The following is a 20,949-nucleotide window of genomic DNA, read 5'->3' on the forward strand; positions in this document are numbered from 1 at the left end:
CTCGCCGGTGCGGCGACGCTGGTGCGTGGCCTCACGCGAGACACACCGGGCGGGCGTAGGCAAGGGACGCGGGAGTGTTGTCCCGGTCATCGGGAGAGCGTCGAGGAGCGGTGCCGAGCTGACCCTAGTGTCCTGGCTCACACGCATAGCCACGAAGGAGTCTCAATGCGTCTGCTGAAATCCCGTCCGTCCGCGATCCTCGGATCGATCATCGCGGTAGGGGCCCTCATCGCCGCCGGCAGCGGTACCGCCGTCGCCGCGCCGAACGCCGGCAGCTCGTTCGGCGACACCGGTGAAATGTTCCTCACCTTCGTCCGCCACGCCCAGTCCGCGGGCAATACCTCCGGCCTGATCGACACCTCGGTGCCGGGGCCCGACCTGACCGCCAAGGGCCGGGACCAGGCCGTAGCGGTGGCCGAATTCCTGAGCGACTGCAAGTTCGACGGCATCTACGCGTCGACGATGGTGCGCACCCAGCAGACCGCCGCGCCGACCGCACAGCGATGCAATCAGCCCACCGTCGTGGAGGAAGGCTTCCACGAGATCGAGGCCGGCATCTACGAGGGCACCCCGGAGGCGGAGGCGCGCGAGGGCTACCTCGCCGCCCCGATCCAGTGGATTCAGGGCAACCTCGACGCCCGCATCCCGGGTTCCCTGAACGGCCACGAGTTCAAGAAGCGCATGGACGACTCCATCCGGGACGTCCAGAACCGCGGCGACAAGCGGGCCGTGATCTTCTCCCACGGTGGCGCCATCATGTTCTGGGCGCTCATGTCCGTCGAGAACCCGGACCCGAGCAAGCTGCAGACCGACCCCCTGCACAACACCGGCCGGGTTGTCGTGAAGGGCAGCCCCGCGAAGGGCTGGAAGCTCGTCTCCTGGGACGGCCATTCCGTCTCCTGACCCGGAGACCCCCGCCGACGACAGTCCGGCGAACAGCAGCGGGATCGCGCCGAAAACCGGCCGCGATCCCGCTGTCGTGCCAACTCGGCCCGAGACGCACCGGATGACCGGATCGACTGGCGGCCGATCCAGCGAATCATGTTCAGCAACAGAGCATTACAGCGCCCCCACGCGCTACGACTGAGATGGGCGGCGCTGCTACAAGGGCCACGAGCGCCGCCACTTTTGCTGTTGCCTTCCGCGCCGGAACGTCGCTACGTTGGTCTCGATACATCGAGGAGGGGGCTCGCGTGTCGACTGAATCAGGTATGCCCGGAACAGATCTCGCGATGGGTCCAAGCGAGGTAACCGATGCCGGTGTCTACATCCAGCAAGTCGCGGATTCTCTGATCAACGGACTGAGTTCGCTTGACCTACTGGAACTGAACACGTGATGGCCGACGACGCACGCGACTTCACGTTCGACATCGACGAGCTGGACCAGCTCGTCATTGAGCGAATGGCTGGCGTGGAGGAGTTGGAATCAACCATGACCGATGTTCAATATCCCGAGATGCGCAAGTCCGTGATAGATGCACTCGAAGCGCTCGCCGATCCGGACTATCAAAGGCGAGTCTGGATAAATCACGAATTCCCGCAAGAGAATTTCTACGACGACTTGGACGTGAACGTCAGTATCTTGTACGACGACTGCGTCGTCGTCCCTGACCCTCGCAGCAGGATCGGCACCGTGCTCGTCGATGGACCAGAGGTCGACCGACTGATCGAGTTGGACCGGGTGCTCGGTCCCATGATTGGCCGACTGGGAAACGTACCGGATGCCACATACCTCGGCGATTCAGAGTGGCCGATGGTGGTCATAGCCGCACGTGCAGCTCTGGCCGCGATGCGGGATGCCTGACCAACGCGTCGGATGATTCGCGCCGAAGCAGTGACACTCGGCCAACTCGAGGTTCGGGCCTCGCGTCGACCTGCGGGTCGTAGCCTCGAGGCGACTTAGCGTTAGGGCTCGGCCTGATCTGAACCAACAAGCCCGACCCGCCGACGGCCCAAGCCGTGTCGACGGGAAGCAGGACCAAACGGGGGTAACGCGGGCCAGATACAAACAGGTCAGGCCCGGACTAAGTCCGGGCCTGACCTGCTATTTGGGTGGAGCTAAGGGGACTCGAACCCCTGACCCCCACACTGCCAGTGTGGTGCGCTACCAGCTGCGCCATAGCCCCGTGTTCTTTTGTTTCAGCCGCTCTCGCTGCTGCCTGAATGAAGTTACACCATGCATCTCGGCGACAACAAATCGGCTGGTAGAGGGCGAAAAAGTGGGGTTTCGGGCGGGGCGGGTGTGGCTTGCGTGGGGGGCGGGGAGGGTGGGGGCGGAGTAGAATGTGCCGAACCTCACGCGGGGGTGTCAGGGGGCGAGGTTCACGACCCAGTTCGGGTCGGTCCAGTCGATCTTGGTGGTGCCGTCGTAGATGGCGGGGGTGGCGGCCTTGTTGCCGGTGCGGGCGTCGAGGTCGTCGAGGTTCTTCTTGGCGGCGGCGCGGGCGGCGTCGAGCTGGGTGCCGTTGGTGATGCACGGGCCGACCGACTCGGGGGCGCCGGATTCGATGGCCAGGGTGGCCAGGGCCGGGTTGCTCAGGTCGTCGCCGCCCTCCTCGGGCTGTTTGGTGGTGAACAGGGCCTCGTGGAACTTGCTGTAGGTGGGGCCCGAACCGGTCTGGGCGACGCAGAGATTCGCGGCAAACGCGCGGGTGGAGTAGTCCTTGCTCTTGGACTGGGTGTCCAGGAACGTCACGAAGTGGTAGTTCACCGCCAGCTTGCCCTCGTCGATCTTCTGGGCGAGTTCCTGGCCGAAGGTCGTCTCCATCGCGCCGCAGGCGGGGCAGATGGGGTCTTCGAAGATGTCGACGGTCTTCGTCGCGTCGGGCTTGCCCAGGCGGATGACACCCTCCGGCGTGGCCGTGGCCTGCACGGCGGCCTCGCGCACCGCGCCGTAGCCGTCGTTGCGCACCTCGGTGGGCGCCTGCTTGGTCCACTTGAACGCGGCGAACACGAGGAGCCCGATCACCACGACTGCCACCGCGGCCAAGGCGTAGGTGGTGTTGCTGGAAACGGGACGTGGATTGTGCTGGGAACCGGCGCTGCTCACCCGTCCACAATGCCTCGAGTGTCCGAAGACGCGCCGTCTGGGCGGTCGATTATGCCGCTGACGTGGGGATCTATCGAGTCGGTGTGTCGGCGTCGAGCGGCTTGCGCGGCGGGACGAGGCCCGCGCGCACGACCGGCACACCGTCGGGACAGCCGTCGCAGGTGCACTGCGGGTCGATGCCGTCGCCCGCGTGATCGGGATGTTCCGGGTCCTCGGGGTGCCGGATGCGCGACGGTTCGGGCGTCAGCAGCCAGACCGTCGCCGAGACCGCGAGCACACCACCGGTGACCGCCATGCCGACCCCGAACGAGGTGTGCTCGGCGATCCAGCCGATCCCGATCGGCCCGAGCACCGTGCCCAGGTCCGCGGCCATCTGGAACGCCGCAAGCACCGGGCCGCCCCGGGCGCGGTTGCCGATCACGTCGGCCAGTGCCGCCTGCTGGGCCGGGCTGAACATGCCGGACCCGACCCCGGCCACGAACGACGCGGCCAGGAACCAGGGCAGCGAGGGGGCGTAGCCCAGCACGCCGGTGCCGAGCGCGCAGATCGCCGACCCGGCGATCAGGAAGGGTTTGCGCCCGAATCGGTCCGACAGCCGGCCCGAGACGAACAGCACGGCGGCGTTGCCCGCCGCGAAGACCGTCAGCGCCACGCCGGCCATGCCCGATTCCTGGTGCAGGATCTCTACGACCAGCAGCGGCACGAACGCCATCCGCACGCCGAACACGGCACAGCCACCGGCGAAACTCGACAGCAGGATCGCCCGGTAGGCGGGCTCGGACCACGCGTGCCGGAAGGTGAACGCCGGACCGGCCGCGCCCTCCTCGGCCGCCAGCACCGGGGACTCGCGCAGGCCGAGGAACACGATGAGGCACACGATCAGCAGCGCGGCGGCGTAGATCAGGAACGGCGCGCGCAGCCCGAGCCCGGCCAGCCCGCCGCCGACCAGCGGACCGAGCAGCGAGCCGATCAGGAAGCTGGTCGAGTACACCCCCGAGACCCGGCCGCGCGCGGCGGGCGGCGAGACCCGGATGATCAGCGCCATCGACGACACCGTGAACATCGTCGACCCGACACCGCCGAGCGAACGCAGCACCAGCAGTTGCCAATACGTCTGCGCCAGCGCGCACGCGCCAGTCGACAGCGCGACGATCACGATGCCGGCCAGGTACACCCGCCGCTCGCCCAGCTTCTGCACCAGCCGCCCGCTGGCGGGCGCGAAGAGCAACCGCATCAACGCGAACGCGCTGACGATCGCCGACGCCGCCGCGATGCCGACGCCGAACTCGCGCGCGTACTGCGGCAGCACCGGGGCGACCAGCCCGAAACCGAGCGCGATGACGAACGCCGCCGCGATCAGGACCCAGATCTCGGCGGGTAGCCGGACCTTGGCGGGTGCGCTCACTCGCTCAGCGCCTGGGTCACCATCTCCTCGGCGGCGGCCTGCACCTGGGTCAGGTGCTCGGCGCCGAGGAACGACTCGGCGTAGATCTTGTACTTGTCCTCGGTGCCGGAGGGGCGGGCCGCGAACCAGGCGTTCTCGGTGGTGACCTTGAGCCCGCCCAGCGACGCGCCGTTGCCGCGCGCGGTGGTGAGGATGCCGGTGATCTCCTCGCCCGCGATCTCGGTGCCGGTGATGGCGTCCGGGGTCAGCGCGGCGAGTTTGGCCTTCTGCGGGCCGGTGGCCGCGGCGTCGATGCGCGCGTAGGCGGGACTGCCGTACTGGCGTTCGAGCTCGCCGTAGCGGGCCGACGGGGTCTGCCCGGTGACGGCGGCGATCTCGGCGGCCAGCAGCGCCAGCAGGATGCCGTCCTTGTCGGTGGTCCACACGGTGCCGTCCATCCGCAGGAAGGACGCGCCCGCGCTCTCCTCGCCACCGAATGCCAGGCTGCCGCTGAACAATCCGGGCACGAACCACTTGAACCCGACCGGCACCTCGTAGACGTCACGGCCGAGCACGTTGACGACCCGGTCGATCATCGACGAGCTCACCACCGTCTTGCCGATCTTGGTCAGCGCGTCCCACCACATCCGGTTGGCGACCAGGTACTCGATCGCCACCGCCAGGAAGTGGTTGGGGTTCATCAGGCCACCGTCGGGGGTGACGATGCCGTGCCGGTCGGCGTCGGCGTCGTTGCCGGTGGAGATGTCGTAGTCGTCCTTGATGCCGACCAGTGCCGCCATGGCGTGCCGGGAGGACGGGTCCATCCGGATCTGCCCGTCGCTGTCGAGGGTCATGAAGCGCCAGGTCGGGTCGACGAACGGGTTGACGACCTCGAGCTCGAGATCGAACCGCTGCCCGATCTCCTCCCAGTAGTCGACGCTCGCGCCGCCCATCGGGTCGGCGCCCATCCGGATGCCCGCGCCGCGGATCGCGTCCAGGTTCAGCGCGTTCGGCAGGTCGGCGACGTAGTGGTCGAGGTAGTCGTAGCGCTCGACGTGGGTGCTCAGCGCCTGGGTCAGCGACACGCGCTTGACCCCGGCCAGGCCGCCGCGCAGCAACTCGTTGGCGCGCGCGGCGATGGCGTCGGTGGCCTTGGTGTCGGCCGGGCCGCCGTGCGGCGGGTTGTACTTGAAGCCGCCGTCGCGCGGCGGGTTGTGCGACGGGGTGACCACGATGCCGTCGGCCTGGTGCTTGGTGCCGCCCCGGTTGTGCCGCAGCACAGCGTGACTCAGCGCCGGGGTCGGGGTGTAGCGGTCGCGCGCGTCGACCACCGCGGTGACGTCGTTGCCCGCGAGCACCTCGAGCGCGGTGGTCCAGGCGGGCTCGCTCAGCGCGTGGGTGTCGCGCGCGAGGTAGACCGGGCCGGTGATGCCGCGGGTGGCGCGGTATTCGACGATCGCCTGGGTTATCGCCATGATGTGCGCCTCGTTGAACGCGCAATCCTCGCTCGAGCCGCGGTGTCCCGAGGTGCCGAACACGACCTGCTGACTCGGTTCGGCCGGATCGGGCACGCGGCTGTAGTACGCGGTGACCAGGTGGGCGATGTCCACCAGGTCGGTCGGGCGGGCGGGCCGTCCGGCGCGATCGTGGGCCATGGTGGGTGTTCCCTTCCGTGTCGGCTGCGCGCGGCTGGTCATGAGGATCATGCGCACAACCACTGGGTGAGGGACGCGGCGGCGTACACCGCGGCCAGGCTCGCCGCGACGCTGATCACGACATTGCCCACGGCGTACACGTAGGCGCCCTCGGTCACCAGACGGATCGTCTCGTAACCGAACGTGCTGAACGTGGTCAGCGCACCACAGAAGCCGGTCCCCGCGAAGGCCAGCAGCGTACTGCCCGCACTCGCGCCGATCAGACCACCGAGCAGCGCCGAACCGACAATGTTAACGGCTAGCGTCCCCCACGGCAGCCCGGTGGGAAAGCGCGCGGAGACCGAGCGATCGACCAGGTAACGCGCCGGTGCGCCGAGCATCCCGCCCGCCAGTACGAGTGCCGTCGTCATGCCCGTCCTCCCCGTGCCAGCGCCCACATCTCGATCATCGGATGGCACCTTCCGTCGTCGGATTCATGTGGTCCGCCCCGCCACCCACCTCGTCGTGGCCATGGCCACGACGACAGCACCGAGCCCGGCGAGCATCGACAGCCCGAGATAGGCCACCGCCGTGGCCACCGCACCGGTGTCGATCAGTCTACGAAGCTCGAGGCCGAAGGTGGAGAAAGTCGTGAACCCGCCCAGCACACCGATTCCCAGGAACGGGCGCACCAGTTTCGGCGCCGCCCACAGTTCGGTGACCGTCACCATCAGCACGCCGATCGCGAAGCAGCCGACGACGTTGACCGTCAGCGTCGACCACGGGAACTCCCCCGGCCGCACCGGCCACCACCGCGCGACGCCGAAACGCGCCGTCGCCCCGAGGCCACCGCCCACCGAGATCGCCGCCAGGACGGCCGGATCGAGCGCCGGGGGCCGCGATGCCATGCGCTGCCCTCCCCTGCCGATCCGATGGTGGTCGTTGCTCATGGTATCGAGACGCACCGACAGCCGGACGGGCGGTGGCCCGCAACGACGGCGGGAGCACGACCGCGGGCAAACTCCCAGCACCCACGCGGCGGAGCCCGCCGCGGCACGGAAAACACGACGGCCCGGACCGATCTCGGTCCGGGCCGTCGTGGCGTTTCCGGCAGGTCAGTGCGCGAGCACCGGCTCACCTTCGGCCGGCGCGGGCACCGTGTTCGGCATCAGCAGGCCGATCACGATCGCACCGAGCACGAATGTGGCTGTCGCCCACCAGAAGCTGGTGGTGTAGCTCTCGATCGCGCCCTGCGCCATGGTGAGCGGGCCGGGCTGGTGCGAGGACACGTAGTCGGTCATCGCCGAGGCCGCGATGGTGCTCAGCAGCGCGGTACCGATGGAACCGCCGACCTGCTGGCTGGTGTTGACCATCGCCGAGGCGACACCGGCGTCGTCGTGGTGCACACCGGCGGTCGCGCCCTGGAACGCCACCGACATCGCGCCACCGAGGCCGAGGCCGAGCAGGATCAGCGCGGGCAGGATGTGGGTGGCGTAGCCGGTGTCGAGACCGATCCGGGTCAGCCACAGCATGCCCGCCGCGGCGACCAGGAAGCCACCGCTGATGACGACCTTCGGCCCGACCTTCGGCAGCAGCAGCGAGGGCGCTGTAGTCGAGGAGGCCACCATGCCCGCGACCATCGGCAGGAACGCGACGCCGGTCATGATCGGCGAGTAGCCCAGGGTCAGCTGCATGTAGTAGGTCAGGAACAGGAAGATCGCGAACATCCCGATGCCCATGATGAACACGGTCAGATAGGACCCGCCACGGGTGCGGTCGGCCACGATGCGCAGCGGCAGCAGCGGATGCGCGACCCGGGTCTCGATCCAGGCGAACGCGGCCAGCAACACCGTGCCACCGATCAGGAAGGCCAGCGTGGACGGCGCGGTCCAGCCCTCGGACTCGGCCTGCGAGAAGCCGTAGACGATGCCGAACAGCGCGGCGGTGACGGCGATCGTGCCTGGCCAGTCCAGCTTGGGCCGGGTGGTCGAGGTGTGCTTGGCCAGCAGCAGCACGGCGCCGACCAGAGCGACGGCGGCGAAGATCAGGTTGACGTACATCGCCCAGCGCCACGACGCCCACTCGGTGAGCGCGCCGCCGAGCAGCAGGCCGATGGCGCCACCGGCACCGGCGACCGCGCCGAAGATGCCGAAGGCCTTGGCCCGCTCACCGGGTTCGGTGAAGGTGACCGTCAGCAGCGAGAGCGCGGCGGGCGCGAGCAGCGCGCCGAAGACACCCTGGCCGACGCGGGCCGCGACCAGCATCTCGAAGCTGGTGGCCGCGCCACCGATGGCCGAGGCCACCGCGAAGCCGATCAGGCCGATGATGAAGGTGTTGCGCCTGCCGAACAGGTCGCTGAGCCTGCCGCCGAGCAGCAGCAGGCTGCCGAAGGCCAGGGCGTAGCCGGTGATGACCCACTGCCGGTCACCGTCGCCGAAGCCGAGGTCGGCCTGGGCCGCGGGCAGGGCGATGTTCACGATCGTCGCGTCCAGCACGACCATCAGCTGGGCGATGCCGAGGACGGCAAGCACCCACCAGCGCAGGGCGTGCGACCCGCGGCGGCCGGTATCCGCGGCCGCGGGACCCTTCGTCCCGATGTCGAGTGTGGTGGTCATAACTCCCCTTGTAGGTCGGCTGGGTCGGTGGCGAGTGGCATAATCGGAGATACCGCCTCCGCTTCATTCGAAGCTACCAGAGTAACGGAGAAACCACCTCCACTTAATCCCTCGATTGGTAGGATGTACCTGTGAATCACGCCACGACGACTGCCGCACCACCCCGCCGACTGCGCGCCGACGCCGCGCGCAATCAGGCCCGCATCGTCGCTGCCGCGCGTGAACTGTTCGCCGATCACGGCCTGGAGATCACCCTCGACGACGTCGCCGAGCGCGCCGGCGTGGGCGTCGGCACCGTCTACCGCCGCTTCGCGAACAAGAAGGAATTGATCGCCGAGGTCTTCGACCAGCACATGGTCGACTTCGCCGACGCCGCCGACGCCGCCATGAACAACCCCGATCCCTGGCTGGGCCTGGTGGAGTTCTTCGAAGACGCGTGCAGGCACCTGGCGACCAATCGCGGTTTCGGCGAGGTGATGCTCGAGCTCGAGGAAGACCCGGCCCGCTTCGCCGAACTGCGCGATCGGATCCGCCCCTCGGTCACCGCGATCATCGATCGCGCGCGCGACGCGGGGGCCGTGCACCCCGATGTCACCACCACCGATTTCTTCGCCCTGATCCACATGGTGAACTCCTTCGCCGAGTTCGCCGGACCGGTGAATTCCGAAGTGTGGCAGCGTTATATGGCCATCACCCTCAACGGCGTCCGCACCGACGCCGTGCCGCGCAGGCCCCTGCTCGTCGCCCCGCTGACCGATGACGAGGTCGAGCGCGCCAAGGCGGCGGGCTGCCTCGGCCGACGCCGCTGAGCAGTACTTCTTCCCAGCACCAGTAGCGCGCGTCACAGTCCATCCTTTACAGTTGGACACATGACCAACAGCTCCTGGGTGAACTGGGCGGGCGAGCAGCGCTGCTCACCCGCCGTCGTCGCCGCACCGCGCGGCGTCGAAGAACTGGCCGAGATCGTCACCGCGTCCGCCGCCGCGGGCCGGACCGTGCGCGTCGCGGGATCGGGCCATTCGTTCACCGACGCCGTCCTCACCGACGGCACCCTGATCGATCTCGGCGGCCTGGACCGGGTGCTCGACGTCGACACCGCGACCGGCCGCGTCCGGGTCGAAGCCGGATTGACCCTGCACGCGGCGAGCCCGCTGCTGCACTCGCACGGCCTGGCCTTCCCCAACCTGGGCGATATCGACACCCAGACCATCGCGGGCGCGACCGCCACCGGCACCCACGGCACCGGCGCCAAGCTGTGCAACATCTCCGCCGCGCTGCACTCGGTGGAGATCCTGCGCGCCGACGGCACCACGGTCGAGCTCAACGAGGAGACCGATCCGGACGGCTGGCGCGCGGCGCGGGTCAGCATCGGCGCGCTGGGCATCGTCACCGCGGTGACCCTGCAGCTCGAGCCCTCGTTCGTGCTCGACCTCGTCGAGCGGCCGGTACCGATCGCCGACGTGCTCGCGAATCTCGACGAACTCGCCGACGGCAGCGACCATTTCGAGTTCTTCGCCTTCGCGCACGCCGATGTGGCGATGACCAAGTCGAGCAACCGCAGCACCGAACCCGAGCAGCCGCGCGGCAAGGCGGGCGCCTGGCTCAACGACGTCCTGCTGTCGAATCACCTCTACGACACCATGTGCAAGCTGGGCAGGCGGGTGCCCGCCACGGTCCCGGCGATCCACCGGCTCGCGACCAAGGCCGGCAGCAACAATCGCAAGATCGACCGGTCCTACCGCGTCTTCGCGACCCCCCGCCTGGTGAAGTTCAACGAGATGGAATACGCCATCCCGCGCGAGCACGCGCGCGCCGCGATCGGCGAGATCCTCGAGGTGACAAAGCGATTCGGCACCCCGATGCCGATCGAGGTGCGCTGGGTCGCCCCCGACGACGCGCTGCTGTCCCCCGCGGGCGGGCGCGAGACCTGCTACATCGCCGTGCACCAGTACGAGGGCATGGTGTGGGAGCCGTACTTCCGCGCCTGCGAGGCGGTGTTCAACCGCTACCAGGGCAGGCCGCACTGGGGCAAGCGGCACTTCCAGACCGCCGAGACGCTGCGCCCCCGCTACCCCGAATGGGACCGGTTCGCCGAGGTGCGCCGCCGCTTCGATCCCACCGGCGTCTTCGCCAACGACTACGTGAACCGGGTGCTCGGGCCGCTGAGCTGACGGCGGACATCCGCCGGACAACAGTGTCGCCGGTCGCCCCCACACCCACCGGTGCGGATGGAATGATGGTCGGTGATACCCGAAGCGCCACAAGCACTTCGCCCCTGCGCCGAAAGGGCGACCATGGCCCACACTCCCAGCGTGTTGTTCGTCTGCGTCCACAATGCGGGTAGATCGCAGATGGCGGCGGGTTTCCTACGGGCGATGGCGGGCGACCGGATCGACGTGCGGACCGCGGGCAGCGACCCGGCGGCCGAGCTGAACCCGGCCGCCGTCGCGGTGATGGCCGAGATCGGCATCGACATCGCCGGGGAACGGCCCAAGCCGCTCACCGACGACGCCGTCGGGGTGTCGGATGTGGTGATCACCATGGGCTGCGGCGAGGTGTGTCCGTACTTCCCGGGGATCAGCTACCGGGACTGGGTCCTCGCCGATCCGGCCGGGCAGCCGATCGAGGTGGTCCGCAGCATTCGCGACCACCTGCAGATCCTGATCGGCAATCTGATCGCCGAACTGGTGCCGGTCCCCGCTCGCTGAGATCGGCGGCCCGGACGTCCGATTCGTTCAAGACGACACCACACGCCCGTGTCTACGCTGCGGATATGACTCCTCAGCTCGATGTCGTCTCGATCGTCGTCTCCGATATGGCCGCCTCGGTGGCCTTCTACCGCAAACTGGGGCTCGTGTTCCCCGAGGGCGCCGAGTCCGAGGGCCACACCGAAGCACAGGTCGGCGGTGGCCTGCGCCTGGCCCTGGACACCGAACAGGTGATCGCCTCGTTCACCCCCGGCTGGCAACCCCCGACCGGGCACGGACGCAGCGGAATCGCGTTCCGCTGCGCCGACCCGGCCGAGGTCGACAAGCTCTGGGCCGAACTCGTCGACGCCGGCTATCACGGAGAACTCGCGCCGTGGGACGCCGTCTGGGGCCAGCGCTACGCCACGCTCGCCGACCCCGACGGCCAGGGCATCGACCTCTACGCCCCGCTGCCCAGCGAATAGGCCGACCAGCCGCCGGGATCGCGCTGACGCCGCTGATAGCGGCCGAGCAGCTCGCCGACCTCGTCGCTGACCGGCGGTTCGCCGGTCAGCCTGGTCCACAGGTGGGTGTCGTGATCGGTGAGCGTCACCGGTCCGGTGGCGGCGACGTCGACGACGAAGGTGAACTGCCGCGTGCGGGCACCGCGCCCGGACAGGTAGTCGAATTCGCCCAGGTAGTCGCTGACCTCGGTGACCCGCAGGCCGGTCGCCTCGAAGACCTCGCGCGCCACCGCGTCGTCGAGCGACTCCCCCGGCTGCACGACCCCACTCGGTAGCTCCCAGCGACCACTCAGCGAATCCGATCGTCGGCGGCGGAGGATGAGCACCCGGTTGTGGCGGACGACGACCGCTCCGACGACAAGTCGACGGACTTCGTCTCTTTCGGCCTCGATACGGAGCGTGGAGTACACGGATACGTCGATCATCGGGTTCACATCCTCTCGTCGGTGGTTCGGACTTGCCTGGCACATACGACGGGGCGTGCCTTGTGAGCGTAACTCGCCGGTACGACCTTGCCGAATGAGACTTTCCGGGCGCGGGCGCGAGGCTCAGCCCGCTTGTAACGCGCGCACCGAGCATCCGGCCAGGTCACGGACTTCCCTGGACAGATGCGCCTGGTCCGCGAAGCCGGTGACCGCGGCGGTTTCCGCCGCCGGAATGCCCGCGCGCACCGCCGCGAGCGCGCGCTGGAAGCGCAGAATCCGGGCCAGCATCTTGGGTCCGTAGCCGAAAGCGGCCAGGGAGCGCCGGTGCAGCAAACGCGCGGACATCCCCGCCGCGGCCGCCGTGCGCGCCACCGTGGTGCCCGCGGCGATGGCGTCGACGATCCCGGCGAGCGCCGGGTCGGGCGGTGCCGCGTCGGAAGCGAATCGCAACACGATCGATTCCAAGGCCGCAACGCGGTCGGGCGCGTTGTCCACCCGGTCGACCAGCGCGCGGACCCGGCGATCGGGGAAGAGGTCGGCCAGGTCGACCCGCTGATCGAGCAGTTCGACGGCGGGAATGCCCAGCAGCGCGGGCGCGGTGCCCGGCGCGAACCGGATGCCGACGAACTCCGCGGCCCTGGCGGTGGGTACCCGGACGGCGCGGCTGTCCGGGCCGGCCACCATCAGCGTGCCCTCGGTCCAGATCAGGTCCATGCAGCCGTCGGGGAACACCGTGACCGGGCCTGCCGGTTCAGCCACCGCGCGCGTCCACACGACGGCGCGATCCAGCCGCGCCGCGCGTTCCCGGTATTCCGCCACGCCTTCGACGGTAACCCCGACCACCGACGAATCGCTCCGCCACCGGCCCGCAATCGATACCCTGGCTGGCGTCGGGACAGTGAGGTCCCGTTTCGCGAAAGGACGCGGCCCATGCCCGCAGACGACTTGGTCGACACCGTCAACAGCGTCATCGAGGTGGCCATGCCGGTGGCCGCGAAGATGGGGGTCCGGGTGCTCGAGGTGGGGCGCGGCCACGCCGTCACCACCGTGCCGATCGAGGGCAACGGCAATCACTTCGGAGCCATCTACGCGGGCGTGCAGTTCACCGTCGCCGAGGTGCTCGGCGGCGCGATCACCGCGGGCAGCTTCGACACCTCGGCCTTCTATCCGCTGGTGAAGTCCTTCGACATCGCGTTCCGGGCGATGGCCCGCACCGACCTGCGCGCCGAGGCCACGCTGAGCGAGGACGAGATCACCCGGGTCGCCGCCGAAGCCGCGGCCGCTGGCAAAGCCGACTTCGTCCTGGAGGCGGTCGTCACCGACAGCGCGGGCACCACGGTCGCCACCTCGCGCGGGCTCTACCAGCTGCGCGCCTTCGGGCGCTGACCCGCCGCGGCACGACCGGGGCGTGGACCGGGGCTGACCGCGACCCGGTGCCGGATCGGTCGTAAGATCTGGCGGCACAACGTTTCGGCTCGGCGGAGGGGTGCGCTCCATGCAACCGGCAGGATCAGTGCGGCGACCGCGGGTCGCGGGATTTCCCGGCCCCGACATCGATGACGAACCCGATGTCTGGTCGGGCGCGGCGATCGATGACGACCGGATCAGGGCGCTCGCCGTCGGCGCCTACTACGGGCGCAGCTGGGGCGCCTACTGCGACGCGGTCGCGTTCCTGCCCGAGGAGGACGACAGCACCGCCACCCGGCGCGAGACCGCCATCGAGGGCCTGCACGAATCGTGGGGCGTCGACAACGCCGAGGACGCGCGCGACACCATCCGCAGGCTGCTCGCCGGCATGCACGCGCCGCTGTTCGAGCTCGTCCATCCGCTGGCCGTGGCCGCGGCCACCGAGACCGGGCGGGTCGACCGCACCGGCCTGGCCGACGAGCATCGCGAATTCCTGCACACCCTCTCGGGTTTCCGCGGCTATCGTGGGCCCGCCGGCATCGACCGCGACTACGACGCCTGGCTGCAGGCGATCAAACTCGGCATCACCGAGAGCTTGCCGACCCCGTTGCAGACCGACGCCACCGCCTGGGACCTGGCCCGGCTGGTCTTCATCGCCCGCGCCGCCTGCACCGCCGGGTATCTCACCGAGGACGAGGCGTGGGAACACATGCTGACCGGCCTCGACCGCGCCCGGCAGCACTACCGCAACTGGCGCCAGTTCGGCGACGGCTTCCTCACCGGCGCCATCTTCTGGGCCGCCGCGCAGGATCTCTCGGCCGCCAGGACCCAGATCGCCGAACGCAGGCGGATGATCGCCGGACTGCACCTGCGACCGTCGAGCCCGTGGCGGCGGGTGGCCCTGCACCGGGGCGCGCCGGTGTTCAGCCCGGCATCGCCAGCATGATGCCGACGGCCTGACGCCGGAACGGATCGTCGGCGACCATCCCCAGCTTGCGCCGCTCCACCAGCAGCTGCCATTCGCCGAACAGGTCGGCCGAGGACGGCAGCGACGGCGAGATCGACCCGTCGACGTGCTCGATCTCGCAGGCCAGCCGCAGCGCCTCGGCGACCCGGCCGAAATCCTCGGGCTCCCAGTCGAGGAAGTCCAGGTCGCTGCCCGCGCCCGACACGCGCAGCGTCACCACCTGCCCCGGCGGGGTGCGCACCTCGGCGCCGGTGAGCACGGCGACCGGGAACTCGTAGATCGCCCACGCCGAGACGAACAGCAGCCGCAGCGTGGTGATCGCGACCAGTCCCGGCGCGCCCTCGTGCCCCGCCTGGGCCAGCTCCAGCACGTATTCGTCCGGTCGGGCGCAGCCGTGCAGGATGTCGATCTCGCGGACCGAGTTGCCCGCGAAGCGCATTCGGTCCGCCGCGGCCGACACATCGGGCCTGCGCGGACCGTTCGGGCCGGGCACCGGGCGCGGCGGCACGAGATTCGGCCGCGGTGGGAACACCCGGCGCAGGCTGACCAGATCGCGTTCGACCGCCCGGACCAGCACCTGCGCCTGCTCGCGCACCCCGAGCTCGAGGAACACCGGGACCGGATGCCGGTCGGTCGCCGAGCCGTTGACGCGGAACTCCGACGACCGGAAGAACAGCAGCATCGCCAGCTGGTCGTCGTCGGTGGTCGCGAGCGCGATCCGGGCCAGCTCGGCCACGGCGATATCGAGCGCGGTCTCGTTGTCGGCCCGCAGCGGCGTCGTCACCAGCCTGCCGTCCGCGTACCGCACGGCGACGCGCGCACCCCACACCTCGATCACAGCCACATCCCTCCTGGCCCGCCCCGCCTCGCAGGATCCTACCGATGGGCTGTTCCGGCGGAAGGGGGCGGCGTAGATTCGACTGCGCTGCTCGGGTGAGTTTTCTTCCACGAAGGGATCGCCGTCATGAGCGTGTCGCCCCGGTACCGGGGGCACCGTAGCGCGTCCGCGGTGCTCGCGTTCCTGCTCGTCCTCGGCACCGCGGCCTGCGGGTCCGGCAGCGACACCGGGTCGTCGACCGCGCCGCCGGACAGTCCCGAGGCCACCGCGATCACCGACATCGTGCGCGGCAAGGTGACCAAGCTCGGGGTCAGCTCGGCCGTCTACGGGGTCTGGCGGGGCGAGGAGCAGATCGCGCTCGGCGCGTTCGGCGGATCCCCGCTCGGTGTCCCCGCGACCCCCGAGATGAAAGTGCGCGTCGGCCAGCCGATGGAACCCATGCTGTCGACCGTGCTGTGGCGGCTCGACGGCAACGGCGTGCTGAAGATGGACGAACCCATCGCCCGCTGGCTGCCCGACTTCCCGCGCGCGGACAAGATCACCCCGCGCATGCTCGCCGACAGCACCTCCGGCATCGCCGACTACGTGACCGACCCGGAGTTCCTGAAGATCTTCGCCGAGAACCCGATCCGCGAGTGGACCGCGTCCCAGCTGTTCGAACGCGCCAACGCCCGTCCGCCGCTGTTCGAACCCGGCACCGACTTCGGCTACGCGCACAGCGATCTCGTCGTCCTCGGCGAGGTGCTGCAGAACGCCACCGGGAAGCCACTGGGCGAGTTGATCGCCCAGCACATCCTGATCCCGCTCGGCATGCACGACAGCAAGGTCGTCCTGAACCCGGCGATCGACGAGCCCTACCTGCACGGCTACACCAACGAGCGCAACGGCTTCGAGGACTCCACCTTCTGGAACCCCACCGCCTTCCTGCACAGCGGCAACATGAACGCCCCCGTCGCCGACCTCGGCCGCTGGGTCCGCGCCCTCGCCACCGGCGAACGCCTCACCCCCGACCAGTTCCAGCAGATGATGGGCCCCTCCACCGCGGGCCTCGGCCCGTTCACCACCGAGAAGTACTTCGCCTTCGGCGTCGTCCACCTGGCCGACTGGCTCTACATGAACCCCGCCTACGGCGGCTACAACGGCGTCGCCCTCTACGACACCAAAACCGAGACCACGATCATCGTCTACACCACCCACGGCCCCACCTCCCCCGCCACCAACAACGCCATCCCCATCGGCACCGCCCTGGCCACCCACCTCGTCCCCGACCGCCCACCCGCCGTTCCGGGGGAATGATCGACGGAATCCGTCCGAACCGGAAACGACCTCCGTTCCGCTGACCTGTGGCTTTACGAATTACGCAAGAGTCACACAGCCCGACCTCCCCTAGCGTCTACCGAAAGCGTTGCGCCGCAACGTGACAACGGCCGGTGGCGATGGTTCCGCCGGGGTGGAGGGGAGAGACATGAAGATATCGGCGATGGTGGTCGCGGTGCTGGGTGTTGCACTGACCGGGGTCGGTAACGGGGTCGCCGGGGCCGAGGCCGGGATGAGCACGATCGTGGCGGAGGACTTTCCCGGGTCGTGTCTGGTGGTGCAGAACCATGTCGGGCACGATGTCGAGATCCGGCTCAACTACCCGACGTGGGGTGGGTACTGGACGTTCGTGCACGACCAGGTGAGTGTCGTGGCCGACGCGGACAACGTCGTGATCACCTCGCCGAGTGGTGCCTGGAACTTCACCATGAACCCGCCCGCCGAGGTCGTCTGGGTGTTCGACGCCGGGCTCAACACCGAACTGGGGTGCAACGGTTCCTGGGTGGCGAGCCTGACCTGACAGCGGTTGCCCGCCTGCGGATTCGACGATCGGCCGAAAGGTGGCAGGCTGTGGTGATGGCCGACGAACTAGAACCCGCCACCGAACTCTCCGGTGGCGACGCAACCGAAACGCAGGAAGAAGCGACCAAGCGGAAGTTCCGCGAAGCACTCGAGCGCAAGAACGGGAAGGCCGGGGTCGGCGGCGCCGGGCAGAACGCCGCCAAGGTGCGCGGAACCCAGTCCGGGGCAGGGGGCAAGCGCACCTTCCGCCGCAGGGCCGGCGGGTAGACCGAAGCGAAAAGCCCCTCACCTGGATTCCAGGTGAGGGGCCTCGAGTGGAGCTGCCGGGAATCGAACCCGGGTCCTCCGTCGTGCCATCAGGGCTTCTCCGTGTGCAGTTCGCTCTGCCTCTACTCGGACCTCCAGGTCTCGCGAACAAGCCCGGATGACGATCCCAGTCGCTGTTAGATGTCCCGTCCGACTCCGCGACCGAGCCGAACGGTAATTCCCTCTAGCTGATGCCAGGGTCCGGATCGAGGGACGAACCCGGTCTGACAGAGACGACCTGCTACTTAGGCAGCGAGGGCGTACTCGCGCTGATTGGAATCGGCGCTTAATTGGTTGCAACGACGCTTACGGTGGTCTCTTGCCTGCACCGACACGCTTCCCCTGAATCAACGTACGCAGTCGAAACCGTTCAGCCCCGTACGTGCCCGCACCGTGCGGGCTAGTCATGTTAACACTGCCGTCGCCGCGAATCTTCCCGATATTTCTGCCAGCGCGGGGTGTCGCCGATGTGACTCGTCAGCGAACCACACTGATTCGCACCGCCGATCCGGGTAGACGCGCCGGTCGACCGGGGTACTGTTCTCGATCGGCCGGACCGGGACGCGCGAGATCCCGTGTGCGGCTGGAACAAGGAGTTACCTCATGGCATTCACCAGTCGGCTGCGTCGGTCGGCGGCTGTGCCCGTCGTGGCCGGTCTCGTCCTCGCTGCCGCTTGCTCCGCCGGCGAATCGACCGCCGGGCCGGGTGTGACCAGCGCACCGTGTCCCGGATCACCGCACAAGGACCGGGGGTGCATCTACCTCGGCGTGCTGTCCGACCTGGCGAACGGCCCGTTCACCGCGCTCGGCGCGTCGATGAACGAGGGCCAGCTGGCGTTCTGGAACCAGGTGAACCAGGCGGGCGGCATCGGCGGCTACGACATCGACATCACCACCAACACCCGCAACACCTCCCTCGACCCGCGCACGCACCGCACCGCCTACGCCGAGATCGAGCCGAACGTGCTCGCGCTGGCGATGAGCTTCGGCACCGCCCAGACCATCGCGATGCTCAATCAGATGGACGCCGACGACATGGTCAGCGTGGCGGCCACCCAGTGGTCGGGCTGGAACTACCGCAGCGCCGATCGCAACCTGGTGCTCAGCGCGGGCTATTCCTACTGCACCGAGGCGGTGACCGGCCTGGACTGGTTCACCCGCACCCACTACGCGCCGCACAACATCGCCGTCGTCGCCTATCGCGGCAACTACGGCGGCGACTACGCCAGCGGCGCGCTGAAGTGGGCGATCGCCAACGGCGCCACCATCGCCGACCGGATCGACACCGGCCCCAACGGTGAGGTCGGCAATCAGGACGGGCCGGTCGAGGAGATCCTGGCCGCCGACCCCGACCTGGTCATGCTGGCCACCGGTCCGGCCGAGACCGCCGAGATCGTGGGCAAGCTGGTGAAGTCGGGCTACACCGGCCGCTTCCTCGGCTCGCTGCCGACCTGGAACGCGGCGCTGCTGCAGACCGCCGCGGCCCCCGCGCTGACGGCGCTGTACAACTACACGACCCCGGTCGACAGCTGGAACGGCGACAGCGTCGGCGCCCGGCACGCCCGCGCCGCCATCGATCGCGAACCGGCCAACTTCGGCTATTCACTCGGCTGGGCGATCTCCTATCCGCTCAAGGCCCTGCTCATCGCGGCGGCCGAGGAGCGGGAGCTCACCCGGGCCGGGTTGCGCCGCACGATCACGGATCTGCGCCCCGACGGTGAGGGCATGGTCGTCATCCATCCGGCGGGCGCGAACGAACCCGATCTGAGCGGCGAGTGGACCTCGGTGTTCGAGCCGGACAAGGCGGCGCCGATGGGCGCGCGGGCGATCGAGGTCGGCTACCAGGGCAGCACGCTGGAAAAGCTGAACCTGCACGAGCCCTGCACCCGGCTGTAGTCGGCGTCAGCTCGCGGCGATCATGGCGACCGCCGCGAGCGCGAGCACCATGCCCACCTTCTGCGTCGTGCTGATCCGTTCGCCGAGCAGCACCATCGCCAGCAGCACGGTCGCGGCCGGATACAGCGAGCCGATCACGCTGACCACCGACAGCAACGATCCGTGGAAGGCGTACAGCAGCGCCGCGTTGGCGATCACATCGAGGACACCGACCGCCAGCGCCAGCCGCAGCGGTTCCCCGTGCAGGCCGCGGAACTGGCCCGCCGCCAGCGCGGAGGTCCAGACGACGGCCGTCGCGGCGGCGCGCTGGCCGAGCAGCGGCCACAGCCCGGCACTCGCGCTGGTCTCGTGCAGGAAGAAGAAGGCGAATCCGAACGCGGCGCCGGAACCGACGGTCAACAGCGCGACCCGGCGGGTGAAGCGCAGTTCCCGCCCGCCGATGATCTCCTCGGTCGTCTCGTCGGGCGCTTCCCGGCTGACCAGCACGACCGCGACCAGCGCGAGCGCGATCCCCGCGATGGCCGCCGGGCCCGGCCGCTCGCCGAGGAAGAACCCGGCGACCACCGGGATCCCGGCGACCAGCACCGCGGTCACCGGCGACACCACCGACATCGGCCCGTCGGCGAGCGCGGCGTAGAACCACCACACCGCCAGCCCGCTGGCCACGCCGGCGGCCAGGCCCCACAGCATCGACGCCGCGTCCGCGTGCCCGCCGACCAGCGGCGCGATCAGCAGGACCAGCAGCACCGAGAACGGGTACGACACGACGACCACCCGCAGCGCGGTGACCCGCCGGGCGGCGATCCCGCCGAAGAAATCGCTGACTCCGTAGCCCGCCGCCGCCACGAGGGCGAGCAGGACGGAGATCAACGCATGCCTTTGACCCGCCGACCGATCTCGCGCGTGACCTCCCGCTCGGCCTGCCTGCGGGCGAGGTCCTGGCGCTTGTCGTAGTCCTGCTTACCCTTGGCGAGCGCGAGCTCGACCTTCACCTTGCCGTCGGAGAAGTACATCGACAGCGGCACCAGCGTCTGGTTGCCCTCCCTCGACTTGCCGACCAGGTGCTCGATCTCGCGCTTGTGCAGCAGCAGCTTGCGGGTGCGCCGCGGCGAATGGTTGGTCCAGGTGCCGTGGCTGAACTCCGGAATGTGCAGGCCGCGCAGCCAGACCTCGCCGTTGTCGACGGTCGCGAAGGCGTCGACGAGGGACGCCTTGCCTTCGCGCAGGCTCTTCACTTCGGTGCCGACCAGCGCGATCCCCGCCTCATAGGTGTCGAGGATCGTGTAGTTGTGCCGCGCCCGGCGGTTGGTCGCGATGACCTTCCTGCCCTTTTCCTTCATAACGGTCAACTCTAAGTGACCGCGCCAGCCGTTTATTC

23 protein-coding genes, 1 tRNA gene and 1 other RNA gene are annotated in these 20,949 nt (G+C 69.2%); 12 read left to right on the plus strand and 13 right to left on the minus strand.

The window, feature by feature from the left end; all coding sequences use genetic code 11:
• The first annotated feature begins 165 nt into the window (after nt 1-165).
• Together AB0L91_RS04485 and AB0L91_RS04490 are read left to right on the plus strand one after the other, a co-directional pair.
• On the plus strand, nt 166-903 hold the full coding sequence (locus AB0L91_RS04485; protein ID WP_365007239.1) for a histidine phosphatase family protein: 738 nt from the start codon (nt 166-168) through the stop codon (nt 901-903).
• Nucleotides 904-1,336: 433 nt separating this feature from the next.
• On the plus strand, nt 1,337-1,804 hold the full coding sequence (locus AB0L91_RS04490; RefSeq protein WP_365007240.1) for a hypothetical protein: 468 nt from the start codon (nt 1,337-1,339) through the stop codon (nt 1,802-1,804).
• A gap of 249 nt (nt 1,805-2,053) precedes the next feature.
• On the opposite strand, the gene AB0L91_RS04495 is transcribed toward AB0L91_RS04490, so the two are convergent.
• The 7 genes from AB0L91_RS04495 to AB0L91_RS04525 all read right to left on the minus strand — a co-directional run bounded on the left by AB0L91_RS04495 (nt 2,054) and on the right by AB0L91_RS04525 (nt 8,682).
• Nucleotides 2,054-2,126, minus strand: a tRNA-Ala gene (locus AB0L91_RS04495).
• Nucleotides 2,127-2,308: 182 nt separating this feature from the next.
• A complete protein-coding gene (locus AB0L91_RS04500; RefSeq protein ID WP_365007241.1) occupies nt 2,309-3,049 on the minus strand; it encodes a thioredoxin domain-containing protein in 741 nt (246 codons plus the stop codon).
• A gap of 70 nt (nt 3,050-3,119) precedes the next feature.
• Nucleotides 3,120-4,454, minus strand: a complete 1,335-nt coding sequence (locus tag AB0L91_RS04505) for an MFS transporter (RefSeq protein ID WP_365007242.1) — start codon at nt 4,452-4,454, stop codon at nt 3,120-3,122.
• Nucleotides 4,451-6,088 (minus strand): phosphoglucomutase (alpha-D-glucose-1,6-bisphosphate-dependent), encoded by a 1,638-nt coding sequence (gene pgm, locus AB0L91_RS04510; RefSeq protein ID WP_355282992.1) that lies wholly within the window; start codon nt 6,086-6,088, stop codon nt 4,451-4,453. Before pgm ends, AB0L91_RS04505 begins: the two co-directional genes overlap by 4 nt.
• 47 nt (nt 6,089-6,135) lie before the next feature.
• Nucleotides 6,136-6,498 carry a fluoride efflux transporter CrcB gene (crcB, locus tag AB0L91_RS04515; RefSeq protein WP_355282995.1) on the minus strand — a complete coding sequence of 121 codons (363 nt, stop codon included), beginning with the start codon at nt 6,496-6,498 and terminating at the stop codon, nt 6,136-6,138.
• 63 nt (nt 6,499-6,561) lie between these two features.
• Nucleotides 6,562-6,975, minus strand: coding sequence for a fluoride efflux transporter CrcB (gene crcB / locus AB0L91_RS04520; protein WP_365007243.1), 414 nt, complete (start codon nt 6,973-6,975; stop codon nt 6,562-6,564).
• 207 nt (nt 6,976-7,182) lie between these two features.
• Nucleotides 7,183-8,682, minus strand: coding sequence for an MFS transporter (locus AB0L91_RS04525; protein ID WP_365007244.1), 1,500 nt, complete (start codon nt 8,680-8,682; stop codon nt 7,183-7,185).
• Nucleotides 8,683-8,813: 131 nt separating this feature from the next.
• Between AB0L91_RS04525 and AB0L91_RS04530 the strand changes: the two genes are divergently transcribed.
• The 4 genes from AB0L91_RS04530 (at nt 8,814) to AB0L91_RS04545 (ending at nt 11,854) form a co-directional block, all read left to right on the plus strand.
• On the plus strand, nt 8,814-9,491 hold the full coding sequence (locus AB0L91_RS04530) for a helix-turn-helix domain-containing protein (protein ID WP_365007245.1): 678 nt from the start codon (nt 8,814-8,816) through the stop codon (nt 9,489-9,491).
• 60 nt (nt 9,492-9,551) lie between these two features.
• A complete protein-coding gene (locus AB0L91_RS04535; RefSeq protein ID WP_365007246.1) occupies nt 9,552-10,853 on the plus strand; it encodes a D-arabinono-1,4-lactone oxidase in 1,302 nt (433 codons plus the stop codon).
• A 123-nt stretch (nt 10,854-10,976) separates the two neighbouring features.
• Nucleotides 10,977-11,390, plus strand: a complete 414-nt coding sequence (locus tag AB0L91_RS04540; protein WP_365007247.1) for an arsenate reductase ArsC — start codon at nt 10,977-10,979, stop codon at nt 11,388-11,390.
• A gap of 65 nt (nt 11,391-11,455) precedes the next feature.
• On the plus strand, nt 11,456-11,854 hold the full coding sequence (locus AB0L91_RS04545; protein WP_365007248.1) for a VOC family protein: 399 nt from the start codon (nt 11,456-11,458) through the stop codon (nt 11,852-11,854).
• Here the strand turns inward: AB0L91_RS04545 and AB0L91_RS04550 are convergent.
• Together AB0L91_RS04550 and AB0L91_RS04555 are read right to left on the minus strand one after the other, a co-directional pair.
• Nucleotides 11,830-12,318, minus strand: coding sequence for an NUDIX domain-containing protein (locus AB0L91_RS04550; RefSeq protein ID WP_365007249.1), 489 nt, complete (start codon nt 12,316-12,318; stop codon nt 11,830-11,832). The genes AB0L91_RS04545 and AB0L91_RS04550 overlap by 25 nt on opposite strands.
• Nucleotides 12,319-12,441: 123 nt before the next feature.
• Complete coding sequence (locus tag AB0L91_RS04555) at nt 12,442-13,137, minus strand: helix-turn-helix domain-containing protein (protein WP_365007250.1); 696 nt, start codon at nt 13,135-13,137, stop codon at nt 12,442-12,444.
• 111 nt (nt 13,138-13,248) lie between these two features.
• Between AB0L91_RS04555 and AB0L91_RS04560 the strand changes: the two genes are divergently transcribed.
• Nucleotides 13,249-13,704, plus strand: a complete 456-nt coding sequence (locus AB0L91_RS04560; protein ID WP_365007251.1) for a YiiD C-terminal domain-containing protein — start codon at nt 13,249-13,251, stop codon at nt 13,702-13,704.
• Between the two features lie 127 nt (nt 13,705-13,831).
• Nucleotides 13,832-14,671 carry a DUF1266 domain-containing protein gene (locus AB0L91_RS04565; RefSeq protein WP_365007252.1) on the plus strand — a complete coding sequence of 280 codons (840 nt, stop codon included), beginning with the start codon at nt 13,832-13,834 and terminating at the stop codon, nt 14,669-14,671.
• On the opposite strand, the gene AB0L91_RS04570 is transcribed toward AB0L91_RS04565, so the two are convergent.
• The gene (locus tag AB0L91_RS04570; protein WP_357343714.1) at nt 14,649-15,536 is read right to left on the minus strand and encodes a hypothetical protein; all 888 of its coding nucleotides are present in this window, start codon (nt 15,534-15,536) and stop codon (nt 14,649-14,651) included. The two genes, AB0L91_RS04565 and AB0L91_RS04570, sit on opposite strands and share 23 nt — an antisense overlap.
• A gap of 120 nt (nt 15,537-15,656) precedes the next feature.
• Here AB0L91_RS04570 and AB0L91_RS04575 point away from each other — a divergent pair, with 120 nt between their 5' ends.
• The 3 genes from AB0L91_RS04575 to AB0L91_RS04585 all read left to right on the plus strand — a co-directional run bounded on the left by AB0L91_RS04575 (nt 15,657) and on the right by AB0L91_RS04585 (nt 17,636).
• The gene (locus AB0L91_RS04575; protein WP_365007253.1) at nt 15,657-16,826 is read left to right on the plus strand and encodes a serine hydrolase domain-containing protein; all 1,170 of its coding nucleotides are present in this window, start codon (nt 15,657-15,659) and stop codon (nt 16,824-16,826) included.
• 169 nt (nt 16,827-16,995) lie between these two features.
• A complete protein-coding gene (locus AB0L91_RS04580; RefSeq protein WP_365007254.1) occupies nt 16,996-17,367 on the plus strand; it encodes a hypothetical protein in 372 nt (123 codons plus the stop codon).
• A 56-nt stretch (nt 17,368-17,423) separates the two neighbouring features.
• Nucleotides 17,424-17,636, plus strand: a complete 213-nt coding sequence (locus tag AB0L91_RS04585; protein ID WP_365007255.1) for a DUF5302 domain-containing protein — start codon at nt 17,424-17,426, stop codon at nt 17,634-17,636.
• Nucleotides 17,637-17,681: 45 nt separating this feature from the next.
• On the opposite strand, the gene ssrA is transcribed toward AB0L91_RS04585, so the two are convergent.
• Nucleotides 17,682-18,053: a transfer-messenger RNA gene (gene ssrA, locus AB0L91_RS04590) on the minus strand.
• A gap of 225 nt (nt 18,054-18,278) precedes the next feature.
• Between ssrA and AB0L91_RS04595 the strand changes: the two genes are divergently transcribed.
• The gene (locus AB0L91_RS04595) at nt 18,279-19,571 is read left to right on the plus strand and encodes an ABC transporter substrate-binding protein (protein ID WP_357343708.1); all 1,293 of its coding nucleotides are present in this window, start codon (nt 18,279-18,281) and stop codon (nt 19,569-19,571) included.
• Between the two features lie 6 nt (nt 19,572-19,577).
• Here AB0L91_RS04595 and AB0L91_RS04600 read toward each other — a convergent pair whose 3' ends face one another.
• The gene (locus AB0L91_RS04600; protein ID WP_357343706.1) at nt 19,578-20,441 is read right to left on the minus strand and encodes an EamA family transporter; all 864 of its coding nucleotides are present in this window, start codon (nt 20,439-20,441) and stop codon (nt 19,578-19,580) included.
• Nucleotides 20,438-20,911 (minus strand): SsrA-binding protein SmpB, encoded by a 474-nt coding sequence (smpB, locus tag AB0L91_RS04605; protein ID WP_110036321.1) that lies wholly within the window; start codon nt 20,909-20,911, stop codon nt 20,438-20,440. The genes AB0L91_RS04600 and smpB overlap by 4 nt, the downstream gene beginning before the upstream one ends.
• Nucleotides 20,912-20,949: the final 38 nt, after the last annotated feature.

It is taken from the genome of Nocardia sp. NPDC051833 (assembly GCF_040681225.1).
GTDB lineage: Bacteria > Actinomycetota > Actinomycetes > Mycobacteriales > Mycobacteriaceae > Nocardia.